Source organism: Geodermatophilus sp. SYSU D00705, from assembly GCF_054050135.1.
On the sequence record NZ_JBJGYT010000002.1, the window covers coordinates 248931 to 269485 of the forward strand.

General features: G+C 74.3%; 20 protein-coding genes. 10 read left to right on the forward strand and 10 right to left on the reverse strand.

Annotated features, from left to right (window positions below; genetic code table 11):
• Positions 1 to 10: 10 nt before the first annotated feature.
• On the reverse strand, positions 11 to 1282 hold the full coding sequence (locus ACI78Q_RS02710; RefSeq protein WP_456921779.1) for a multidrug effflux MFS transporter: 1272 nt from the start codon (positions 1280 to 1282) through the stop codon (positions 11 to 13).
• 177 nt (positions 1283 to 1459) lie between these two features.
• Between ACI78Q_RS02710 and ACI78Q_RS02715 the strand changes: the two genes are divergently transcribed.
• Positions 1460 to 2089, forward strand: a complete 630-nt coding sequence (locus ACI78Q_RS02715; RefSeq protein ID WP_456921822.1) for a hypothetical protein — start codon at positions 1460 to 1462, stop codon at positions 2087 to 2089.
• Positions 2090 to 2219: 130 nt separating this feature from the next.
• Positions 2220 to 3230 (forward strand): ABC transporter substrate-binding protein, encoded by a 1011-nt coding sequence (locus tag ACI78Q_RS02720; RefSeq protein WP_456921780.1) that lies wholly within the window; start codon positions 2220 to 2222, stop codon positions 3228 to 3230.
• A gap of 461 nt (positions 3231 to 3691) precedes the next feature.
• Here ACI78Q_RS02720 and ACI78Q_RS02725 read toward each other — a convergent pair whose 3' ends face one another.
• Positions 3692 to 4555 carry an acetoacetate decarboxylase family protein gene (locus ACI78Q_RS02725; RefSeq protein WP_456921781.1) on the reverse strand — a complete coding sequence of 288 codons (864 nt, stop codon included), beginning with the start codon at positions 4553 to 4555 and terminating at the stop codon, positions 3692 to 3694.
• Between the two features lie 162 nt (positions 4556 to 4717).
• Here ACI78Q_RS02725 and ACI78Q_RS02730 point away from each other — a divergent pair, with 162 nt between their 5' ends.
• A complete protein-coding gene (locus ACI78Q_RS02730) occupies positions 4718 to 5494 on the forward strand; it encodes a hypothetical protein (protein ID WP_456921782.1) in 777 nt (258 codons plus the stop codon).
• On the opposite strand, the gene ACI78Q_RS02735 is transcribed toward ACI78Q_RS02730, so the two are convergent.
• On the reverse strand, positions 5470 to 7773 hold the full coding sequence (locus ACI78Q_RS02735) for a putative bifunctional diguanylate cyclase/phosphodiesterase (protein WP_456921783.1): 2304 nt from the start codon (positions 7771 to 7773) through the stop codon (positions 5470 to 5472). The genes ACI78Q_RS02730 and ACI78Q_RS02735 overlap by 25 nt on opposite strands.
• Before the next feature lie 131 nt (positions 7774 to 7904).
• Between ACI78Q_RS02735 and ACI78Q_RS02740 the strand changes: the two genes are divergently transcribed.
• Entirely contained in the window at positions 7905 to 8891 is a 987-nt protein-coding gene (locus ACI78Q_RS02740) for a DUF1028 domain-containing protein (RefSeq protein WP_456921784.1), read from the forward strand.
• Between the two features lie 6 nt (positions 8892 to 8897).
• Here ACI78Q_RS02740 and ACI78Q_RS02745 read toward each other — a convergent pair whose 3' ends face one another.
• From ACI78Q_RS02745 to ACI78Q_RS02760, 4 genes are all read right to left on the reverse strand, one after another.
• The gene (locus ACI78Q_RS02745; protein WP_456921785.1) at positions 8898 to 9440 is read right to left on the reverse strand and encodes a PaaI family thioesterase; all 543 of its coding nucleotides are present in this window, start codon (positions 9438 to 9440) and stop codon (positions 8898 to 8900) included.
• Positions 9441 to 9560: 120 nt separating this feature from the next.
• Positions 9561 to 10385 (reverse strand): succinate dehydrogenase/fumarate reductase iron-sulfur subunit, encoded by an 825-nt coding sequence (locus tag ACI78Q_RS02750; protein WP_456921786.1) that lies wholly within the window; start codon positions 10383 to 10385, stop codon positions 9561 to 9563.
• On the reverse strand, positions 10382 to 12328 hold the full coding sequence (locus ACI78Q_RS02755; protein ID WP_456921787.1) for a fumarate reductase/succinate dehydrogenase flavoprotein subunit: 1947 nt from the start codon (positions 12326 to 12328) through the stop codon (positions 10382 to 10384). Before ACI78Q_RS02755 ends, ACI78Q_RS02750 begins: the two co-directional genes overlap by 4 nt.
• A gap of 14 nt (positions 12329 to 12342) precedes the next feature.
• Positions 12343 to 13038 (reverse strand): succinate dehydrogenase cytochrome b subunit, encoded by a 696-nt coding sequence (locus tag ACI78Q_RS02760; RefSeq protein WP_456921788.1) that lies wholly within the window; start codon positions 13036 to 13038, stop codon positions 12343 to 12345.
• Between the two features lie 166 nt (positions 13039 to 13204).
• Here ACI78Q_RS02760 and ACI78Q_RS02765 point away from each other — a divergent pair, with 166 nt between their 5' ends.
• Together ACI78Q_RS02765 and ACI78Q_RS02770 are read left to right on the forward strand one after the other, a co-directional pair.
• Positions 13205 to 13810 (forward strand): sulfite oxidase-like oxidoreductase, encoded by a 606-nt coding sequence (locus tag ACI78Q_RS02765; protein WP_456921789.1) that lies wholly within the window; start codon positions 13205 to 13207, stop codon positions 13808 to 13810.
• Positions 13803 to 14519: an FAD-binding oxidoreductase gene (locus ACI78Q_RS02770; RefSeq protein ID WP_456921790.1), complete on the forward strand. Its 717-nt coding sequence runs from the start codon at positions 13803 to 13805 to the stop codon at positions 14517 to 14519. Before ACI78Q_RS02765 ends, ACI78Q_RS02770 begins: the two co-directional genes overlap by 8 nt.
• Positions 14520 to 14553: 34 nt before the next feature.
• Here ACI78Q_RS02770 and ACI78Q_RS02775 read toward each other — a convergent pair whose 3' ends face one another.
• Entirely contained in the window at positions 14554 to 15837 is a 1284-nt protein-coding gene (locus ACI78Q_RS02775; protein ID WP_456921791.1) for a BtrH N-terminal domain-containing protein, read from the reverse strand.
• A gap of 278 nt (positions 15838 to 16115) precedes the next feature.
• Here ACI78Q_RS02775 and ACI78Q_RS02780 point away from each other — a divergent pair, with 278 nt between their 5' ends.
• A complete protein-coding gene (locus tag ACI78Q_RS02780; protein WP_456921792.1) occupies positions 16116 to 16631 on the forward strand; it encodes an N-acetyltransferase family protein in 516 nt (171 codons plus the stop codon).
• 22 nt (positions 16632 to 16653) lie between these two features.
• Here ACI78Q_RS02780 and ACI78Q_RS02785 read toward each other — a convergent pair whose 3' ends face one another.
• The gene (locus ACI78Q_RS02785; protein ID WP_456921793.1) at positions 16654 to 17352 is read right to left on the reverse strand and encodes a monooxygenase; all 699 of its coding nucleotides are present in this window, start codon (positions 17350 to 17352) and stop codon (positions 16654 to 16656) included.
• A gap of 102 nt (positions 17353 to 17454) precedes the next feature.
• Between ACI78Q_RS02785 and ACI78Q_RS02790 the strand changes: the two genes are divergently transcribed.
• The 3 genes from ACI78Q_RS02790 to ACI78Q_RS02800 are packed head-to-tail and all read left to right on the forward strand — an operon-like array spanning position 17455 to position 19975.
• The gene (locus tag ACI78Q_RS02790) at positions 17455 to 18267 is read left to right on the forward strand and encodes a formate/nitrite transporter family protein (protein WP_456921794.1); all 813 of its coding nucleotides are present in this window, start codon (positions 17455 to 17457) and stop codon (positions 18265 to 18267) included.
• Between the two features lie 59 nt (positions 18268 to 18326).
• The gene (locus tag ACI78Q_RS02795; protein WP_456921795.1) at positions 18327 to 19229 is read left to right on the forward strand and encodes an ABC transporter ATP-binding protein; all 903 of its coding nucleotides are present in this window, start codon (positions 18327 to 18329) and stop codon (positions 19227 to 19229) included.
• The gene (locus ACI78Q_RS02800) at positions 19226 to 19975 is read left to right on the forward strand and encodes an ABC transporter permease (RefSeq protein ID WP_456921796.1); all 750 of its coding nucleotides are present in this window, start codon (positions 19226 to 19228) and stop codon (positions 19973 to 19975) included. The genes ACI78Q_RS02795 and ACI78Q_RS02800 overlap by 4 nt, the downstream gene beginning before the upstream one ends.
• On the opposite strand, the gene ACI78Q_RS02805 is transcribed toward ACI78Q_RS02800, so the two are convergent.
• Positions 19972 to 20517 carry a DUF1990 family protein gene (locus ACI78Q_RS02805; RefSeq protein WP_456921797.1) on the reverse strand — a complete coding sequence of 182 codons (546 nt, stop codon included), beginning with the start codon at positions 20515 to 20517 and terminating at the stop codon, positions 19972 to 19974. The two genes, ACI78Q_RS02800 and ACI78Q_RS02805, sit on opposite strands and share 4 nt — an antisense overlap.
• Between the last annotated feature and the right edge of the window lie 38 nt (positions 20518 to 20555).

A 20555-nucleotide genomic window follows, 5' to 3' on the forward strand; every position in this document is an offset into this window, starting at 1 on the left:
CCGTCGCGGGTCAGCCCGCGACGGGGGGCTGGGCCTCCGGCTCCTCGGTCAGCTGCCACGGGCGGACGACGGTGACCAGCACGGCGATCGCCACCAGCAGGGCGCCGACGATGACCGTCCCCATCGCGGCGGCGTCGTTGCCCAGGACGCCGACGAGCGGGGCGACGGAGGCGCCCACCCCGAACTGGACGGCGCCCAGCAGCGCCGCGGCCGACCCGGCCGCCTCGCCGTGGCGGGCCAGCGCGAGCGCGGGGGCGTTGGGCAGCGCGAGCCCGCCGGCGAACAGCACCGCCCACAGCGGCACCACCACGCCGGGCAGCCCACCGGTGCCGGTCGCGGCCAGCACGAGCAGGACGGCGCCGGCGACGGTCCCGGTGACCACACCAGCGACCAGGATCTGGGCCGGCGACCAGCGGCGCAGCGCGACCGGGTTGAGCTGGGTGGCCGCGATCAGCCAGAACGCCCCCGCCCCGAACAGCAGGCCGAACTGCTGCTCGTCGAGGCCGAACTCGCGCTGGTAGACGAACGAGGAGCCGGACACGTAGCTGAACAGCCCGGCCATCGTCAGCCCGGCGACCAGCACCAGGCCCACGTACGTGCGGTCGCGCAGCAGCCCCCGGTAGGTCCGGAGCGTGCCGCGGACGCCGGCGCTGCTGCGCCGCTGCGCCGGCAGCGTCTCCCGCAGCACGACCGCCCCGACGGCCAGCAGCAGCACGCCGTAGAGCGCGAGCAGCACGAAGATGCCCCGCCACGAGGTGAACCGCAGGACCTCGCCGCCGATCGTCGGCGCCAGCACCGGGGCGGCCCCGAGCACCAGGAACAGCCGGGACAGCATCGTGGCCGCGGCCCGGCCCGTGAGCAGGTCGCGGACGACGGCCATCGCGATCACCGCGCCGGCCGCGCTGCCCACGCCCTGGAACACCCGCAGCGTCCCCAGGACGGCGACGTTCGGCGCCACGAGCACCAGCAGGGAGGCCACCACGTAGAGAGCGGTCCCGGCCAGCAGCGGGCGGCGCCGGCCCAGCGCGTCCGAGAGCGGCCCGAGCACCAGCTGGCCCAGAGCCAGGCCGATGAGGGTGCCGGTCAGCGTCAGCTGGATCGTCGCCGACGTCGTCCCCAGGTCGGCGGTGATCGTCGGCAGCGCCGGCAGGTACATGTCGATGGTCAGCGGCCCGACGGCGACGAACGCGCCGAGGACCAGCGTGAACAGGGCCTGCCGCCGCGGCCCCATCGCGGGCGCGGCGGTGCTGGGTGTGGACGGCGCGGTCGTCGTGGTGGTCAACGGGTCCCCCGGCTCGGACGGTTGCGGATGAGGCCCTCGTCGGCCACGTACGTCGGCTGGCAAGGCGGTGCGCCCGCCGTTCATTCCGGGGGCGCCGCACCCGGCGTGTCGAACCGGTCACGTGCGCGAGGATGGGCGCCCACCAGCGCCGACGTCCGCGAGGAGACCGCCGTGACCATGCCCCCAGGAGCGCCGCCGACCGGAGACCAGCCGCCGGCCCCGATGGTCGTGCCGCAGTTCTTCGTCAGGCAGCGGATCACGGTCATGGTCAACCGCTACGAGCTGGTCGCGGCCAACCCCGACGGGTCCGAGGGGCACGTGCTGGCCTTCGCCGAGCAGAAGCGGATGAAGCTCAAGGAGGAGGTGGTCTTCTACGCCGACGCGAGCAAGAGCCGCCCGGTGTTCTCCTTCAAGGCCCGGCAGCGGCTCGACGTCCACGCCGAGCACGACGTCTTCGACGAGTACGGCCGGGCGCTCGGCACCTTCAGCAAGCAGTTCGGCGCCAGCCTGCTGCGTTCGACCTGGACGCTGTGGGCCCCCGGGGTCCAGGCGGTGGGCCAGGAGCGGCGGATGAGCATCGCGATCCTGCGCCGGGTCTGGGACCTCATCCCGTACGTCGGCGACGTGTGGGTGCCCTTCGTCTTCCACTTCGACTTCGTCGACACCGCCACCGGGGCTCCGGTGATGGTCAGCGAGCGCCAGAAGGCCATCCGAGACCGCTACCTCGTGACCGTCCCCGACCCGCGCCTGGACTTCCGCGTCGCCGCCGCGATGGCCGTGGCCCTGGACGCGCTGCAGAGCCGGTGAGCCGGGTGCGGACGGTTGACCGTGTGACGGCCATCACCTAGGTTGCCCTGCGGACGTACCGTCCGGAAACCGCACCTGCGTACGGATGCCGCACACTTCGGCTCCCCGCTGGGCTCTCCTTGGAGGACCGTTGCGCACATCGACCAGGGCCCGCGCCACCTCGCTCGCGGCCGCGCTCGCGCTGATGCTGACCGCCTGCGGCGGGGACTCCGGGGAGGAGGGCTCCGGGGGAGGGGGCGGCTCGGCGTCCGGCACCCAGACCGTCCAGGTCGGGATCATCCCGGTCAGTGACGTGGCGATCCTGCACCTCGGCCAGGAGGAGGGCTTCTTCGCCGACCGGGGGATCGAGCTGGAGTTCAACCTCGGCCAGGGCGGCGCCGCGCTGGTCCCCGCGGTGGTCACCGGCGAGTACCAGTTCGGGTTCAGCGGCATCGTCTCGATCCTGCAGGCGCGCGAGCAGGGCCTCCCGGTCACCGCCATCGCGCCGACGTCGTGGAGCAACGGCGAGGAGGGCCAGCACATCAACGCCCTGATGGCCAGCGACCCCGCGATCCAGGACGCCGGCGACCTGGAGGGCAAGACCGTCGCCCTCAACATCCTCAACAGCCAGGTCGAGACGCTGGCCCGCAACTCGATCGAGGTGGCGGGCGGCAATCCCGACAACGTCAACTTCGTCGAGATGTCCCTGCCCGACGCCGTCACGGCGCTCGGCAGCAACCAGGTCCAGTCCTTCGTCTGCGGCGAGCCGTTCTGCACCCTGGCCCAGGACGCCGGGGCGCGGGTCATCGCGGACAACTGGCTGGACCTGGTGCCCGACGGCATCGGCCTGTCCGGGGTCTACTTCTCCACGACCGACCAGATCGAGGCCGACCCGGAGCTGTTCGAGAACATCCAGGCCGGGATCCTCGAGTCACTCGACTACGCGCAGGCGCACCCCGACGAGTGGCGGGCGCAGATCCCCGAGTACACCGAGATCGACCCCGCGCTGGTGGAGCGGCTGACCATGCCGCTGTTCAAGTCCGACCTGACCGAGGAGGAGTTCCGGGCGGCGCCGGAGAAGGCCCGCGAGTACGCGATCCTCGACCAGGACGTCCCCGCCATCGAGGACTTCTTCTGGGAGTCGCAGAACATCGTCCCCTGACGCTCCACCCGGCGCGGGCGGCGGCTCCGGCCACCGCCCGCGCCGGCGCGTCGCCACCCCGTCCTCGGGCCGCCCTCGGACGCCCCCCGCCCGGCTTCCGCCGGCCGGGAGCGGCGCTGACGCCGGGCCGGCGGCGCCCCGGACTCGGTCTCCCGCCGATCCGAGGAGAGCGCCGACGATGACGTCGACCCAGGCGCCGGAGCAGGTCCCCGCCGTGCAGGCCGAACTGAGCTACCCGGCGGAGGGGTCGACCGTCCTGCGCCGGTTCACCGCACCCGGGCACAGCGTGAACACCGGGCGGTACGAGACGCACGTCGTCCCGATCCCCAACGGCCGCCCCGTGCAGGAGCGCTTCACCGTCGAGGCCAACGGCTTCCGGATCGCCCGCCACGAGAGCGCAGGCCACCGTGCCCCGCCACAGCATCGAGTTCCGCACCTTCGCGTTCTTCGAGTAGGCGCCCTCACGCCAGGTCCAGCGGCGGGGTGTGCGGGTAGCGGACGGTGAACCGGCCCGACACCCGCTCCGCGCCCCGGTACCCGTGGTGGTCCGGCGCCGGCCCCACGGGGCGCCCGGCCGGCAGCAGGCTGCGGTGCTCCAGGTGGTCGAACACCGCCAGCGGGGACGGCGAGACGTCCAGCGCGCGCAGGGAGTCGGCCACCGGGTGGTCGCCCAGCCGCAGCGCACCCGCACCCCCACCGAAGGCCACCCGCAGCCGGCCGGCCATCGGGACGACCGTCTCCAGCAGCCGGCCGCCCAGCGTGGTGTACATGACCGCCGGCCGCCGATCGGGGAGCACCGGCCCCCGGCCGCGGACGGCGAGCTCGAGCACCGTCCTCCCGCCCTCGGCCACCGCCACCCGGCGCACCGTCCGCTGCTCGGCGAAGTCCATGTCGGCCACGAACTTCGGGAAGCCCCACAGCGTGGCCCCGGCGTCCCGGGCCTCGACCGTGGTGACCGGCAGGTGCAGCACGAACAGCGCGAGCCGCCGTCGGGCCAGCGGCACCACCGGGGGCGCCGGCCCGCGGGTCACCACGACGGCGACCGCCACCTCCCCGTAGGGCGCGAGGTGGCCCGCGGGGACGTCGGTGGTGGTGATGGCTCGGTACCGGAACGCCGCCACCGACAGCAGGGCCCGGCCGTCGGCCCAGCGCACCGGCCGCAGGCCGTCCCCGGGCAGGGCGGCGACGACGGCCTCGTACGAGGCGGTGTGCACGGCGGCGAAGCAGGCGTTGTCCGGGTAGCGCAGCGGCAGGGTCAGCGACCGGTCGCCCACGCGCACCTGCGGTGTCGGGCCCGCCCAGGCGTCGGGGTCGCAGGTGCGCACGGTGCCTCCCTCGGGCCGGCCGGTCCCAGGCTGGCGGTCCGCCGCGGGCGCCGTCCAGGGAGCGCGTGCGGCGACCCCGGGCGTGTCGCCGACAGTCCGGGCAGGCTCACCGGGAGTGGTCACCGGGCGGCGGTGGCCGACGTCCGGCCAGGAGGCGGCCCGGTGCCCGACACCGTGTTCTACGTCAACGCGCACGCCGACGACGCCCTCTTCTTCCGCGGGGAGGGGCTGTACACCGACATGCACACGCCGGAGGTCAAGACCGTCCAGGTGCTGGTGACCGCCGGGGACGCCGGGCGCACCGACGGCTGGTGGGAGACGCGGGAGACCGCCTGCCTGGAGGCCATGGCCGGCACGCTCACCCCCGGCCCCGTCACCTCGGCGCGCGTCACGGTCAACGGGCACCGGGTGCAGCGGTACACCGCCCCCACCTGGGTCGTCTACGCCCTGCGCCTGCCCGACGGCAACCTGGACGGCAACGGGTTCCCGGCCACCGGCAACCGGTCCCTCACCAAGCTGCGCAACGGGACGATCGGCTCGATGCCGGCCGTCGACGGCTCCACCACCTACAATGGGTGGGGCGACCTGGTGGCCACCCTCCGCGCGATCGTCACCGCCCAGCGGGGGACGACGGTGCGCCCGTGGGTCAACGCGCCCGACCCCGACCGGGCCACCAGCCCCGGCGACCACCCCGACCACTGGGCCACCGGCGAGGCGGTCCGGGACTTCGCCGCTGCGGCGGGCCTCAACCGGCTGTGGTGGGTCTCCTACGACACCCAGAACCGCCCCGTGAACCTCGCCGGGTACGCCCTGGACATCAAGTGGTTCCCGGTCCGGCTCCACGGCTGGGCGACCGACGACCTGATGGGCGTCCCGCCCAACGCGCAGGAGTGGGCCTGGTGGGGCGCGCGCAGCTACGCGCGGGAGGAGACCGGCTGAGCCGCCCGGTCCCGCGCCAGCCACGCGGTGAGCTCCGCGGCGGGCACGGGGCGCTGGTGGAGGTACCCCTGGACGGCGGTGATCCCGGCCCGCTCCACGAACCGCTGCTGCTCGACGTCCTCCACGCCCTCGGCCACCGACTCCAGCCCCAGCCGGTGCGCCATCTGGGCGATCGCCTCCAGCACCGCCTGGTCGGCGACCTCGGTGGCCGCGCCGGCGACGAAGGACTTGTCGATCTTCACGACGTCGACCGGCAGGCTGCGCAGGGTGGTCAGCGCCGAGTAGCCGGTGCCGAAGTCGTCCACCGCCAGCCCGACCCCCAGCCCGGCGAGGACGTCGAGGGTGAGCTGCACCGACGGCGCGTCCAGCACCGTGGACTCGGTGATCTCGACCAGCAGCTGCTTGGGGGCCAGCGCGTGCGCGGCCAGGCACTCCCGGACGACGGTGACGAAGTGCGGGTGGGCCAGCTGGGACGGGGACGCGTTGACGTGCAGCGACACCCGCTGCCCGCCGTCCTCCCAGGAGGCGGCGTCCGCGCACGCCCGGCGGAGCACCTGTTCGCCGATGCGGTTGACGAGGCCGGTGCGCTCGGCGACGTCGAGGAAGTGCTCGGGCCCGAGCAGCCCGCGGGTCGGGTGCGCCCACCGCACCAGCGCCTCCACGGCGGTGCACCGGCCGTCGCGGGTGGCGACGATCGGCTGGTAGTGCACGACGAACTCGCCCCGGGTCGCCGCGGTGTGCAGCTCGGCCTCCAGCGCCGCCGTCCCGTCCGCGTCGAGCAGGGCGGGGGAGAAGGTCTGCACGCGGTTCTTGCCCGCGGCCTTCGCCGCGTACATCGCGATGTCGGCCTGCTGCACGGCCTCGGTCTCGGACACCCCCGGGCGCAGCACGGCCAGGCCGACGCTGGCGCCGATCTGGGTGAGCCGGCCGTCCAGGCGCGTCGGCGCCGACAGCAGCTCGACCAGGCGCCGGCCGATCCGCTCGGCCTCGTCCTGCTCGGCCCCGCGCAGCAGGACGCCGAACTCGTCGCCGCCGAGGCGGGCGCAGAGGTCCTGGCTGCGCAGGGCGCCCGAGACGCGGGTGGCCACGTGCTGCAGCAGACGGTCGCCGGCGGCGTGCCCGAGCCCGTCGTTCACCACCTTGAAGTCGTCGAGGTCGAGGAAGACCACCCAGGTGTCACCGCAGCGGTCCGCGGCCGCGGAGCGGAGGGCGGCGGTGAAGGCCGACCGGTTGGCCAGCCCGGTCAGCGCGTCGGTGCGCGCCTGCACCTCGAGGTCGCGGTGCGCCTGGCTGGTGCGCATGGCCAGGACCACCTGGTTGTTCAGGGACCGGACCGCGGTGATGGCCTCGGCCGGGACGCCGTCCGGCGAGCCCAGCAGTATGAAGTGTCCCGGTGCGGGTGGCAGCGGCATGCACAGCCACTGGCGGCCGAACCCCGCGGCCGACCTCAGCGCGAGGGGCGCGGGGATCTCGTAGGTCTCGTTGGGCACGTCGCCCGCGGGCAGGACCTCCCGCGGCAGGCGGAGCAGCAGCCGGTCCAGCCCGCCGGTCTGGGCCGCGACCCGCACCAGGTCGGTGCCGTCGTCGTCGGCGAGGAGCAGCGCACGCAGCCCCGGCGTCATCCGGCAGATCTCCTCGACGGCCGCCCAGCCGTGACGCCGGATCTGCATGAGGTCGACGACGCCGAGCAGGTTGTTCCCCAGGTCGAACAGTGCCTGGTCCCGGCCGCGGGTCTGCTCGCGGGCGAACAGGACGAGGGCCAGGTGCCGCGCCCCGACCCCGCTCAGGAGCAGGACCACGAGGGCGGTTCCGACGAACCGCGGATCGGTGGTGGAGAAGTGGCCGGGCAGGGCCCGGGCGACGGCGTTGGTGGCCAGCAGCGCCGCGCTCAGCGTCAGTGCGTACCCGACGACCGGCCGCGTGCGGCCGTACATCACCCGGAACCACACGGCCGGGAAGGCGGCCCCGAAGCCGACGACCGGCGCCGGGCAGGCGAGGGTGAAGGCGACGAGGGTCAGCACCTCGACCACGTCGCGCAGGGGCGTGGCCGTCTGGGTCCGGTAGCGGCGGGACCACGCCAGCAGCAGCGTCGGCGCGCTGAGGGCCACCAGCGCCACCCGCCACGAGCCGGCGCCGGCCAGGGCCGCCGGCGTCGTCACCAGCAGGGAGCACGTCGCGATCCCGCAGAACAGCCAGCGGGTGCGCTGCACCAGGTCGGTGGGCCGGGCCACGAGCCGCCGCGCGCGTCGCCACAGCGGCGCGGCAGCGGTGCTGGTCATGGTCGTCCTCCGGTCGGCGGTTCGGTCCGCTGACCCCATCGACCGGGACGCCGCAGCTCTGGAGACCGTGGCCGCGGTCTCACCCCAGCGGGGGTGCGTGTCCGTGGCGAGGGCAGGGGTAGGCGTGCGGGGTGACCTTCTCGATCGTCGCCCGCGACACGCAGACCGGTGAGATGGGCGTCGCGACCCAGTCGCAGGCGTTCGCCGTCGGCAACAGCGTGCCCTTCGCCCTGCCCGGCCAGGGGGTGATCGCCACGCAGTCGATGGCCGAGCCCATGTACGGGCAGATCGGCCTGGACCTCCTGCGCGGTGGCTTCACCGCCAACGAGGCGCTGACCGCGCTGCGCAGTGTGGACCCGAACCCGGAGCGACGGCAGGTCGCCGTCCTCGACGTCTCCGGCGACCTCGCCGTCTACACCGGCGCCAACTGCGTCGCCGAGGCCGGCCACCTCGTGGGCGAGGGGTGCGTCGCGGTGGCCAACATGGTCACCGCGCCGGAGGTGTGGGAGTCGATGGTGGCGACGTTCGAGACCTCCGACGGGCCGATGGCCCACCGGCTGCTCAGTGCCCTGCGCGCGGCCGAGGACGCCGGCGGCGACCTGCGGGGGCGGCGGTCGGCGGCGATCATGATCGTCCGGTCGGTCACCACGGGCCGGCCCTGGCACGACACCGTCGTCGACCTGCGCGTCGACGACTCACCGGACCCGGTCACCGAGCTCGGGGACCTCGTCGTGCGGCTGGCCCGCTACCACGACGTCGTCCGGGCCTTCCAGCAGGCGATCGGCGGGGACCCGGTCACCGCCGACCGCGTGCTCGAGGAGCTGCGGCTGCCCGATCCGCGCACCGAGCCCGACCACGTGCTCTGGCGCGCCGTCGTCGCGGCGCTGGCCGGCCGGGAGGACGCCGCGCGGGCCCTGCTGACCGACCTCGCCGGGGTCGCCCCGCAGTTCGTGGAGGTGGGCCGCCGCTTCGGCGCCGCCGGGCTGGTGCCGCCCGACCTGATCGAGCGGATCCTGCCGGCGGGACCCCGCACCGACACCCCCGGGGACGTCGACGGTGCGGTGCTGCCCGCCGCGCCCGTCGTGCCGTCGGCCGACCCGGCCGCCGCCGCCGTGTGAGGCCGCTCAGCCGGGCAGGGGGAAGACCAGCAGCGAGCTGGACGCCGTCGCCACCGTCGCCCCACCGGCGTCGCGGACCTCGCCCTCGGCGAAGGCCACCCGCCGGCCGGGCTTGACGACGGTGCCGACCGCGGTCAGCGGCCCGCTGCTGGCGTGCACCGGACGCAGGTAGCTGACCTTGAGCTCGATCGAGGTGTAGCCGGTGCCGCGGGGGAGCGTGGAGTGCACCGCGCACCCGGCGACGGTGTCCAGCAGCGTGCAGACCAGCCCGCCGTGCACGACCCCGATCGGGTTGTAGGCGGACTCGTCGACCGCGCAGCGGAACTCCACCCGGCCCTCGGTCACGGCGACGACGTCCATCGCGAACAGCCGGGCGATCGGCGGCGGGGGCAGGACGCCGTCCCGGATCGCGGTGAGGGTCTCCAGCCCGCTGCGCTCGAGCGCGCCCGCCGCCACGACGAGCGGGTCGTGCCACGTCACGGTGCGCGAGCGGGGCTCGCCCCACGCGGTCGGGGAGGTGGTCGGGATGTCGGTCTGCTCGGTCGTCACCGAGCTAGGTTCGCACATCGAACCCAGACGGTGTGCGGTGGGGCACACGACAGCGGGCGGGGACCCCCGGAGGGATCCCCGCCCGCTGTCGGTTCGGCCCGGATCAGGCCGGGCCGGGCGTCAGCTCTTCGGCCGGGCGCCGGCGCGCAGGGCGCCGAGCAGGTCGTGGTTGAGCCGCGAGATGGTCTCCATCGAGATGCCCTTGGGGCAGGAGGCGGAGCACTCACCGATGTTGGTGCAACCGCCGAAGCCCTCACGGTCCTGCTGGGCGACCATGTTCACCACGCGGTCGTTGCGCTCGGGCTGGCCCTGCGGCAGCAGCCCGAGGTGGGTGACCTTGGCGGCGGTGAACAGCATCGAGGAGGCGTTCGGGCAGGCCGCCACGCACGCGCCGCACCCGATGCAGGTGGCGGCGTCGAACGCGGCGTCGGCGTCCTTCTTCGGCACCGGCACGGAGTGCGCCTCCGGGGCGGTGCCGGTCGGGACGCTGATGTACCCGCCGGCCTGGATGATCCGGTCGAACGCCCGGCGGTCGACGGCGAGGTCCTTGATCACCGGGAACGGGGTGGCCCGCCACGGCTCGATGTCGATCGTGTCGCCGTCCTTGAACGACCGCATGTGCAGCTGGCACGTGGTGGTCTGCTGCGGACCGTGCGCCATGCCGTTGATCATGACGCCGCACATGCCGCAGATGCCCTCGCGGCAGTCGTGGTCGAAGGCCACCGGGTCGTCGCCGGCCTCGATCAGCTGCTCGTTGAGCACGTCGAGCATCTCGAGGAACGACATGTCCGGGGAGATGTCGGCGACCTTGTAGGTGACCATCCGGCCCTTGTCGCGCGGACCGTTCTGCCGCCAGATCCGCAGGCTGAGGGTCATGCCACGCTTCTCGGCCCGCGCGTCCTGCGCGCCGACCGTCGAGTGGGCGCCCTCGTGGGTGACTGTCACTTGTAGCTCCGCTGGGCGAGGTGGACGTACTCGTACTCGAGAGCTTCACGGTGCAGGACCGGCGGAGCGCCTTCCGGCGTCCACTCCCACGCGGCGACGTAGGCGAAGTTCTCGTCGTCGCGCAGTGCCTCACCGTCGGGCGTCTGGCTCTCGGCCCGGAAGTGCCCGCCGCAGCTCTCGTTGCGGTGCAGGGCGTCGATGCACATCAGCTCGGCGAGCTCGATGAAGTCGGCGACGCGGCCGGCGAGCTCGAGGGTCTGGTTGAAGGACTGGCCGTCGCCGGTCACCTTCAGGTTGGTCCAGAACTCCTGGCGGATCTCGGGGATCCGGTCGAGGGCCTTGCGCAGGCTCTCCTCCGAGCGCTCCATGCCGCAGAGGTCCCACATGAGCTTGCCGAGCTCCCGGTGGAACGACGACGGCGTGCGGGTGCCGTTGATGCTCAGGAGCCGCTGCACCTGGTCCTGCACGCCCTGGATCGCCTCGGCCGCCGCGGGGTGGCTCTCGTCGACCGTGTCGAAGGGGGCGTCGGCCAGGTACTCGGTGATGGTCGCCGGCAGCACGAAGTAGCCGTCGGCCAGCCCCTGCATGAGGGCGCTGGCGCCGAGCCGGTTGGCGCCGTGGTCGGAGAAGTTGGCCTCACCGATCACGAACATGCCGGGGATGGTCGACTGCAGGTCGTAGTCGACCCACAGGCCGCCCATCGTGTAGTGGACCGCCGGGTAGATGCGCATCGGCGTCGCGTAGGGGTCCTCGCCCGTGATCTGGGCGTACATGTCGAACAGGTTCCCGTACTTGGCCTCGACCGCCTTGCGGCCCATCCGCTGGATGGCCTCGGCGAAGTCGAGGTACACGCCGAGCCCGCCGGGGCCGACGCCGCGACCCTCGTCGCAGACGTTCTTGGCCTGCCGGGAGGCGATGTCACGCGGGACCAGGTTCCCGAACGAGGGGTAGATCCGCTCGAGGTAGTAGTCGCGCTCGTGCTCGGGGATGTCCCGCGGGTCGCGGGTGTCGCCGCGCTCCTTGGGGACCCACACGCGGCCGTCGTTGCGCAGCGACTCGCTCATCAGCGTGAGCTTGGACTGGTAGTCGCCCTTGACCGGGATGCAGGTCGGGTGGATCTGCGTGTAGCAGGGGTTGGCGAAGTACGCGCCCTTCTTGTGCGCCCGCCAGATCGCCGTGGCGTTGGAGCCCATGGCGTTGGTGGACAGGTAGAAGACGTTGCTGTACCCGCCGGTGGCGAGGACGACGGCGTCGGCGAAGTGGGTGCTGATCTCGCCGGTGACCAGGTCGCGGGCGACGATGCCGCGGGCGCGGCCGTCGACGACGATCAGGTCGAGCATCTCGGTGCGGGCGTGCTGCACGACGTTGCCGGCCGCGATCTGCCGTTCGAGCGCCTGGTAGGCGCCGTAGAGCAGCTGCTGACCCGTCTGGCCGCGGGCGTAGAAGGTCCGCGACACCTGGGTGCCACCGAAGGAGCGGTTGTCCAGCAGGCCGCCGTACTCGCGGGCGAAGGGCACGCCCTGGGCGACGCACTGGTCGATGATGTTGACGCTGACCTCGGCCAGCCGGTGCACGTTGTTCTCGCGGGAGCGGAAGTCACCGCCCTTGACCGTGTCGTAGAACAGCCGGTGCACCGAGTCGCCGTCGTTGCGGTAGTTCTTGGCGGCGTTGATCCCACCCTGCGCGGCGACGCTGTGCGCGCGGCGCGGGCTGTCCTGGTACCAGAACGACTGGACCTTGTAGCCGGCCTCGCCGAGCGTGGCGGCGGCCGCGCCGCCGGCCAGGCCGGTGCCGACGACGATGACGGTCATCTTCCGGCGGTTGGCGGGGTTGACCAGCCGGCCGCGGAAGCGGCGGGTGCTCCAGCGCTCACCGATCGGCACGTCCATGGGTGCCTTGGTGTCGGCGATCGGATCGCCGACGGTGAAGAGGTCGAGAGGCATCGCGGTGGAGCTCCTCAGTCGATGATGTTGAAGAGGACGGAGAAGGGCACGAGCAGGAAGCCGAGGGTCAGCAGCGAGGCGAAGACGATCGCGAACGCGTTGACCGTCTTCTCGCGGCGCCGGTTGCTCTGGCCGAGCGTCTGGGTGGCGCTCCAGATGCCGTGTCGCAGGTGCATGCCCAGCAGGAGCAGGGCGATCACGTAGAAGGCGGTGACGAAGGGGTTGGAGAAGCCGGCGACCAGGCGGTCGTAGGGCGTGGTGTCCCCGCCGTCCGGGTTCACCGTGCCGGTCGTCAGGTCCAGGATGTGGTAGATGACGAAGAAGAAGATGATGACGCCGCCCCAGCGCATGGTGCGCGAGGCGTAGCTCTGGGCCACCGCCTTCTTGGTGACGTAGCCCTGCGGCCGGGCCCGCTTGGCCTGGCGCCACAGGGTGACCGCCGCCCAGATGTGGGCGACGACGGCGGCGAGCAGGACGACCCGGATGATCCACAGCGTGGTCTGCGCCGGCACCGCCGGCTCACCGATGGTCCGGATCCACTCCGAGTAGTGGTTGAACGACTCCCGGCCGGTGAAGGCCTTGAGGTTCCCGATCATGTGGGCGATCAGGTACAGCACGAGGATGATGCCGCTGACCGCCATCACCGCCTTCTTGAAGACCGAATTGGTCTTCGCGGCCTTGGGGGTCCTGCGCTGGGCAGAGTCTGTCACCGTCACCACGTCTGCCAACGCTAGGTCTTTGCCGTCTGGACGGCCAAGTTAACGTGAGGTGACACAGCTCTCGTAAGGCTTGCCTAACCGGCAGATCCCGCTAAGGTGCCTGCGCCGGCGGCTCCGGGGAGGGTCGCGGCACACCCCGTGGGGGGAGGATCACCCCGTGCCTGGACCCACCCGCGGCTTCCTCGGCCGCCGTGCCCGCGACCCCCGGCTGCCTCCCGGCCAGTACGACGCCGGCCGCGACTGGCCGGTGCTGACCGCCGAGCCCACGCCGCGCATCAGCCCCGAGACGTGGAGCATCACCGTCGACGGGCGGGTCGACACACCGACCACCTGGACCTGGGACGAGGCGCACCGGCTGCCGCGGTCGGAGTACCGCGGCGCCATCCACTGCGTCACCACGTGGTCGAAGTTCGACACCTGGTTCGCCGGCGTCAGCGTCGACACCCTGCTCGAGGCGGCGCGGCCGACGTCCGACGCGCACTTCGTCATGGCGACGTCGAAGACCGGCTACACCACCAACCTGCCGTTGGAGGACGTCACCGGCGGCAAGGCCTGGGTCGTCTGGGAGTACGACGGCGGCCCGCTGCCCGTCGAGCACGGCGGGCCGGTGCGGCTGCTCGTGCCGCACCTGTACTTCTGGAAGAGCGCCAAGTGGGTCAGCCGGCTCACCCTGATGCAGCGGGACCAGCCCGGGTTCTGGGAGCAGAACGGCTACCACGACCGCGGCGACCCGTGGCGCGAGCAGCGGTACCAGGGTGACTGAGCTGCCGCACCGCCCGCTGGCGCCCAGCGGCGGCTGGCGGACGGCGACAGTGACCGACGTCCGGCACCCCCTGCCGGACGCCGTCCTGCTGCGGCTCGACGTGGCCGACCGGATCCAGCACATGGCCGGCCAGCACTACGTCGTCCGGCTGACCGCCCCGGACGGGTACACCGCGCAACGGTCCTACTCGGTCGCCTCCGCCCCCGACGACCCGCAGGTCGAGCTCTTCGTCGAGCGGCTGCCGGACGGTGAGGTCTCGACCTTCCTCGCCGACGTCGTGCAACCCGGCGACGAGCTGGAGCTGCGCGGGCCGATCGGCGGCTGGTTCGTCTGGGACGGCGAGATGCCGGCGCTGCTGGTCGGCGGCGGCACCGGCGTCGTCCCGTTCGTCGCGATGCTACGGACCGCGCGGGCACTCGGAAGGACCGACCTGCTCCGCGTGGCCGCCGCCACGCGGACCCTCGCCGGGCTGCCCTACGCCGAGGAACTGGTCGACGCCGGTGCGCTGGTGGTCACCAGCCGGGAGCCGCACGGCATCCGGCCCGCCGGCCGGCTCACCCCCGCCGACCTCGTCCCGCTGTGGGAGCCGGGGCAGACCGCGTACGTGTGCGGGTCGGCGTCCTTCGCGGAGGCGGCCAGCCAGCTGCTGGTGGGCATGGGCGTGCCGGCTCCGGACATCCGGGTGGAGCGGTTCGGCCCCAGCGGCTGAGGACGAGGGCCGTCCCCGCCGCCGGGGGCGGCCGCTACCGGCGCGCCACCTCGGCGAGTGCGGTGCAGGCCTCCCGCTCCAGGGGGAGCACCTCGGCGGCCAGCGCGGCGATGCGGTCCAGCTGGGCCAGGCGGTCGGCCTCGGCCACGTCGAGGTCGCTGGTCATCCCCGCCGCCTCCTGGGCGAGCCGCTGCAGGTCGTCGGTCGCCGCGCTGCCCAGATCCAGCAGCAGCTCCGTGCGCCGCTCGACCAGGGCGCGGTAGGGCGCCATGACGCCGGTGACCGCCTCGTCCGCGATCCGGGCCCACAGCTCCCCGGCCCGCGCGTACAGCCCGGCCGCCTCGGCCGCCGCGGGGTCGTCGAGCACGACCCCGGCCGAGGTGAGGAAGTCGGCGTACAGGGGCCGCATCGCCCCCGGCGAGGAGTGGTCGGTCGTCAGGCAGTCGTGCAGCCGGCGCATCGCCGTCCCGAACGCCGGGCCGCTGCCGAACAGGCGTGCCCAGCCGGTCTTGGTGCGCCGGTCGGCGACGGCGTCGGCCCACCTCGCCAGGCCGCGGAGGCCGAAGTTGCCGGCGAAGGCGTTGGGCATGACGTCCTCGGTGAGGTCGTGCACGGTGACCGCCAGCGCGGCGCGCACCGCCGGCGCGAGCTCGACGGGCGGGCCTCCGGGGTCGACGACAAGGAGGCGGTGGCGGCTCTTGCGGGACGCGGCGCGGGCGGCGGCGAACGCGTCGGCCGGCACCTCGTTGGGCTCGAGACGCTCGTCGTCCAGGAGCACGGTGCCCTCTCCGCGGCCGACCACCGCCACGTCGTAGGGCTCGGCGCTGGCCATGCTGTCGGCCCACACCTGATAGCCGAGCCCGGCCCGGTCGACGGTGCAGATCGGCCTCCGGCCCTCGTCGAGGGCGGCGGCCAGGTCGCGCGCGGCCTTGGCCGGGCTCCCGGTCTCCAGCACGCGGTGCGGCACGCCGGCCCGCTCGAGCGCGCCGGTCAGGAACGGCCGCGGGTGGATCCGCGGCACGATCGTCATCGTCGGCAGCGAGCCGGCGTAGCTGAACGAGAAGTACATGAACCCGATGCCACCGGCCAGGCCGGCGACGGTGGGCTCGTCCAGCGGCTGCCCGTCGTGGGCGGCGGTCACCCCCGCCGCCGCCAGGACGTGGGTGAGCAGCGCGCTGTCGTGGTGCCGGCCTCCGCCGACGTCGGGGCCCGGACGCTCGGGCGAGCCGGTGAGGTGGCGCCGGGCGGTCGTGTACCGCTCGCCGGTGCGGGCCATCCGGGCGCGGACGGCGGCCTTGAGGTGCTTCTGGCGGGTCATCGGTGCTCCTCCGGCGGCGTCGGGCCCCCGACCCCACGCGTCGACGGACCCGGGCCGCAGCGAGGCAGGACCGGTCAGCTGCGTTCCGTGGCCCCGAGGACGTGCATCCCCTCTGCCCTCGCACGGCCGGAGGCGTGGGCAACCGGTCAGAGGGTGCGGCGTGGGGTCCGCCGCCCGGGACGCTACCGGAGGCGGGGAGGCCGCGGGACGGCGCCGCTGCCCCGGCGGCCCGGTGCCCGCGTCGGGGCGACCGGGGCCTCAGCGCGAGAATCGTCGCCATGCACTCCGAGGTCTCCCCGATCGCCACCGTCGACGAGGAGCTCCGCGCGCAGCTGCTCACCTGCTGGACCGACGTGAGCAACGCCGGGGGAGCGGTCGGCTTCGTCCCGCCGGTGACGGCCGAGGAGGTCGCGCCGGTGCTCGACGCGGTCGTCGGCCGGGTGCACGAGGGGCGCGAGGTCGTCGCCCTCCTCCGCGTCGACGGCGAGGTCGCGGGGTTCGCCGTCCTGTCGCTGTCGCTGAGCCCGCTGCGCCGGCACTGGGCCACCGTGCTGCGCGTGCAGGTGCACCCGAGCCGGCAGGGCCAGGGGCTGGGGCGGGTCCTCATGACCGGCGTCCACGACATCGCCCGGGCCCGCGGCCTGGAGTTCCTGCACCTCACCGTGCGCGGCGGCACCGGCATCGAGGCGTTCTACGAGGGGCTCGGCTACCGGCAGTTCGGCCGGATGCCCGGCGCGATCCGCGTGGCCCCCGGCGACGACCGCGACGAGATCCACCTGACCTGCCGGCTGTAGCCGTCCCGCCGCGCGCGCCGGCTCAGGCCAGCGGGTCGCGGCCGCCGATCGTCCCCTCGGCCGACAGCAGCCCGAACCGGGCGAAGAGCTCCTCGGCGTACCAGCCCTCCTCCGCCGTCCGCCGGACGACGGCGACGTGCGGCGCCCGCTCGTGGGCGAAGGCGTTCAGCGCGGCGGGGGAGTCCCAGACGCTGACGGTGCCCTGCAGGCCCAGCGGTGCCTCCCCGACCCCGAGGGCGAACCGCAGGCCGGGGCTGGCGTGCAGGTCGGCCGAGACCGGGGGCACGGCCCGCCAGAAGGTCAGGGCCTTGCGCGGCCTGAGCCGGGCGCGGGTCACCGCGGCGACCGGCCCGTCCCACCGCTGTGGCCACGGTCGCCCGAAGGGCTCCTCGCCCGACCACCGGCCGCGGGCGGTCAGCGGCCGCAGCCGGGCGGTCCACTGCTCGTCGGCGATCCGCCGCCACCGCGCGACGACCGGCCCGGCCTCGAAGGCGTCGGCCGCCCGCGCGTCGTCCCACACGGCCAGCAGCGCCCACCGGCGGGGATCGGCGTCCCGGAGGGTGAAGGTCCGCCCGCTCCCGGTGCCCAGCAGCTTGGCGAACCGCAGGCCGGGGGTGCGGCGCAGCGGACGCCGGTCGGCGGCCATCCGCAGCAGGGCCGCGGGCACCGCGCGCCCGGGGACGCCCCACACGTGGAGGGTGGTCACGCGCCGGCTCGTCACGTGCCGATCCTCCCCGAGGGCGTGTGCCGCCGCGCGGCGCCGGGGTAGGGGGTGGACGCCGCCCGCAGCCCCCGGGCGAGGGGTGCACGGGAGGAGAGCGACGTGGCGCAGTCGGTACGCGAGGAGCTGGGCGAGACCGACGCCCCGGCCGAGGACCAGGTCGCCCGGGCCTTCGACCGGATCGTCGACGAGGGGGCGCAGCGGCTGCACCGCTCGTGGCGCGAGGTCCTGACCACCGGCCTGGCCGGGGGGCTGGAGGTCGCCACCGGTGTGGTGGCGATGCTGGCCGTCTACGCGGAGACCGGCAGCCACCTGCTGGCCGGCCTGGCGTTCGGCATCGGCTTCGTCGCGCTCATGCTGGCCAAGAGCGAGCTGTTCACCGAGGGGTTCCTCGTGCCGGTCACCGCGGTGGTCGCGGGCCGGGCCGGCGTGGCACAGCTCGGCAAGCTGTGGGCCGGCACGCTGGTCGCCAACCTGGTCGGCGGCTGGGTGGTCATGTGGCTGGTCGTGCACGCCCTGCCCGAACTCGGCGCCACCGCGGTCGAGTCCGGCCGGGCCTTCGTCGACGCGCCGCTGGACCTGCGGGCGGTCTGCCTGTCGCTGCTGGCCGGCGCGTTCATCACCCTGATGACCCGCATGCAGCACGGCGCCGACTCCGAGGCCGGCAAGCTCGCGGCCGCCGTCGCCGGGGCCTTCCTGCTCGCCGGCCTGGTGCTGTTCCACTCGATCCTGGACTCGCTCATCCTCTTCGGCGCCCTCCACGCCGGCGCGCCCTACGGCTACGGCGACTGGCTGGCCTGGTTCTGGTACACGACCCTGCTCAACGTGGCCGGCGGCCTGCTGGTGGTCACCCTCCTGCGGCTGGTGCGCAGCAAGGAGCTGATCGAGCGGGAACGAGCGGCTGCCCGGGCCTGAGGACACCGTCCCGCCGAGCCTCCCGCGTGCGCGGCCCCCCGCTCGCCATGCTGTCGCTCGTGATCCAGCTCGACGGCCTCACCAAGCAGTACCGCGACCGGGTCGCCGTCGACGGACTCACCGTGCGCATCCACCCCGGCCGGGTCACCGGCTTCCTCGGGCCCAACGGCTCGGGCAAGACGACGACGATGCGCTGCGTGCTCGGGCTGACCCGGCCCACCGCCGGGACGGCGACCGTGCTCGGCGTGCCCTACCGGCAGCTGGACCACCCGATGCGGCGGGTCGGTGCGCTCGTCGACCCCCGGGCCCGCCACCCCGGGCGCACCGCCTACCAGCACCTCGCGGTGCTCGCGCAGAGCAACGCGCTGCCGATGCGGCGGGTCGACGAGGTGGTCGGGCTCGTGGGGCTCGACAGCGTCGCGCACGAACGGGTGCGGGGCTTCTCCCTCGGCATGGGCCAGCGGCTGGGCATCGCCGCGGCGCTGCTCGGCGATCCCGAGGTGCTCCTGCTCGACGAGCCGGTCAACGGCCTGGACCCGGAGGGCATCCGCTGGGTGCGCGAGCTGTTGCGCAGCCTGGCCGACGAGGGCCGCACGGTGCTGGTGTCCAGCCACCTGATGAGCGAGATGGAGGACACCGCCGACCACCTCGTCGTCCTCGGCCGCGGGCGGCTGCTGGCCGACGTCTCGATGGCCGACCTGCTCGGCGCGCACGCCGCCGTCCGGGTGCGCAGCCCGGAGGCGCCGCTGCTGTCGACGGCGCTGCGCGACGCCGGCGCGCACGTGACGCTGGAGCTCGACGGCGCGCTGCGGGTGGAGGGCCTCGACGCCGCCCGGGTGGGGGACGTCGCCTTCGCCGCGCGGGTCCGGGTGCACGAGCTCACCCGGGTCGTGGCCTCCCTGGAGGCGGCCTACCTCGAGCTGACCGGTGGGGACGTCGAGTACCGGGCCGGTGTGGCGTGAGGGCGACCGTGCCGGTGCGGGCGGTCCTGCGCAGCGAGTGGACCAAGCTGCGTTCGGTGCGCTCCACGTGGTGGTGCACGGTCGTGTACCTCGTCGTCGTGGCCGCGTTCGGCTGGCTGGCCGCGGCCAGCACCCCCACGTCGGTGCGCCCGGAGCTCGCGGTCGGCGTGGCGATGACCGGCTTCGGCTTCGGTCAGCTGGTGCTGGTCGTCCTCGGCGTCCTGTCGGTGTCGGCCGAGTTCGCGACCGGGGCCGCCCTGGTGTCGCTCACCGTGGTGCCGCGCCGGACGCGGCTGCTGGTCGCCAAGACCGTCGTCGTCGCCGCGTGGGCGGCCCTGCTCACCGCGGTGCTGGCCTTCGTCTGCTGGCTGGCGGCGCGCACGCTCACCGCCGTCCCGGGCGGCGTCCCGCTGGGGGACCCGGACGTGCTGCGCCCGCTGGCGCTGCAGGTCGCCTCCGCCGTGCTGGTCACGGTGCTCGCGGTCGGCCTGGGAGCGGTGCTGCGCGCCACGGCGGGCGGGGTCGGGCTGGGGGTGGCGCTGGTCTTCGTGCTGCCGCCGGTGCTGGCCCTCTCCGGGGGTGTGCTCGCGTCCCGGGTGTCGCAGAGCCTGCCGGCGTTGCGGGTGGGGGAGGACGCGTTCCTCGCCGTCCCCACGGCCTGGCCGGTGGGCCTGGTGGTCTGCGGTGCGTGGGCGCTGGGGGCCTGGGCGATCGGCGCGGTGCTGCTGGAGCGCCGCGACGTCTAGCCCCGGGCGGCCGCCCGGATCGCCGACAGGTACCGCGCGGTGGCCAGCCGCTGGACCACCGTGCTGACCGGGCCGCCGAGGCGGGCCAGCGGTGAGGCCAGCCGGGCGAACACCCGCAGGCTGAAGACGACGTCGCCGCCGGGCTCGCGCCGGACGAGGAAGGCCTCCTCCCCGCTCTCCGGGTGCCCGGGCAGGGTGCCGTAGGCGAAGCCGCGCTCGTCGCCGACCGTCTGCGCCCACACCACCCGGCAGGGGATGTCGTAGCCCAGGCGGGGCCGGCCGGCGGTGAGGACGACGACGGTGCCGGGCTCGGACGCCGGTCCGGTGGCCCGCACCCGCAGGCCCACGCCGCGCTGCGCCCGCCAGTCGAACACCGCCGCGACGGCCCGCTCGAACACCGCGTCGCCGCGGCCCACCACGACCGAGCGCTCGACGTGGTCGTAGCCGGCGGGCAGCGCGGCGTCCCGCGTGGCGCCCACGTCGGGATAGGTGAACGGCGCGGCGGCCAGGGCGGCGGGGTCGGTCGCGCGGAGGAGTGCCACGCCGTGCAGTCTCCCCGGCGGGACCGCCGGTAGGGTCG

What these genes read in the sequence shown, in the direction of transcription:
- ACI78Q_RS02715 (WP_456921822.1), top strand. Translation starts at nt 1,460, where the DNA reads ATGCCCCCAGGAGCGCCGCCGACCGGAGACCAGCCGCCGGCCCCGATG.
- ACI78Q_RS02735 (WP_456921783.1), bottom strand. Translation starts at nt 7,773, where the DNA reads ATGACCAGCACCGCTGCCGCGCCGCTGTGGCGACGCGCGCGGCGGCTC.
- ACI78Q_RS02755 (WP_456921787.1), bottom strand. Translation starts at nt 12,328, where the DNA reads ATGCCTCTCGACCTCTTCACCGTCGGCGATCCGATCGCCGACACCAAG.
- ACI78Q_RS02775 (WP_456921791.1), bottom strand. Translation starts at nt 15,837, where the DNA reads ATGACCCGCCAGAAGCACCTCAAGGCCGCCGTCCGCGCCCGGATGGCC.
- ACI78Q_RS02780 (WP_456921792.1), top strand. Translation starts at nt 16,116, where the DNA reads ATGCACTCCGAGGTCTCCCCGATCGCCACCGTCGACGAGGAGCTCCGC.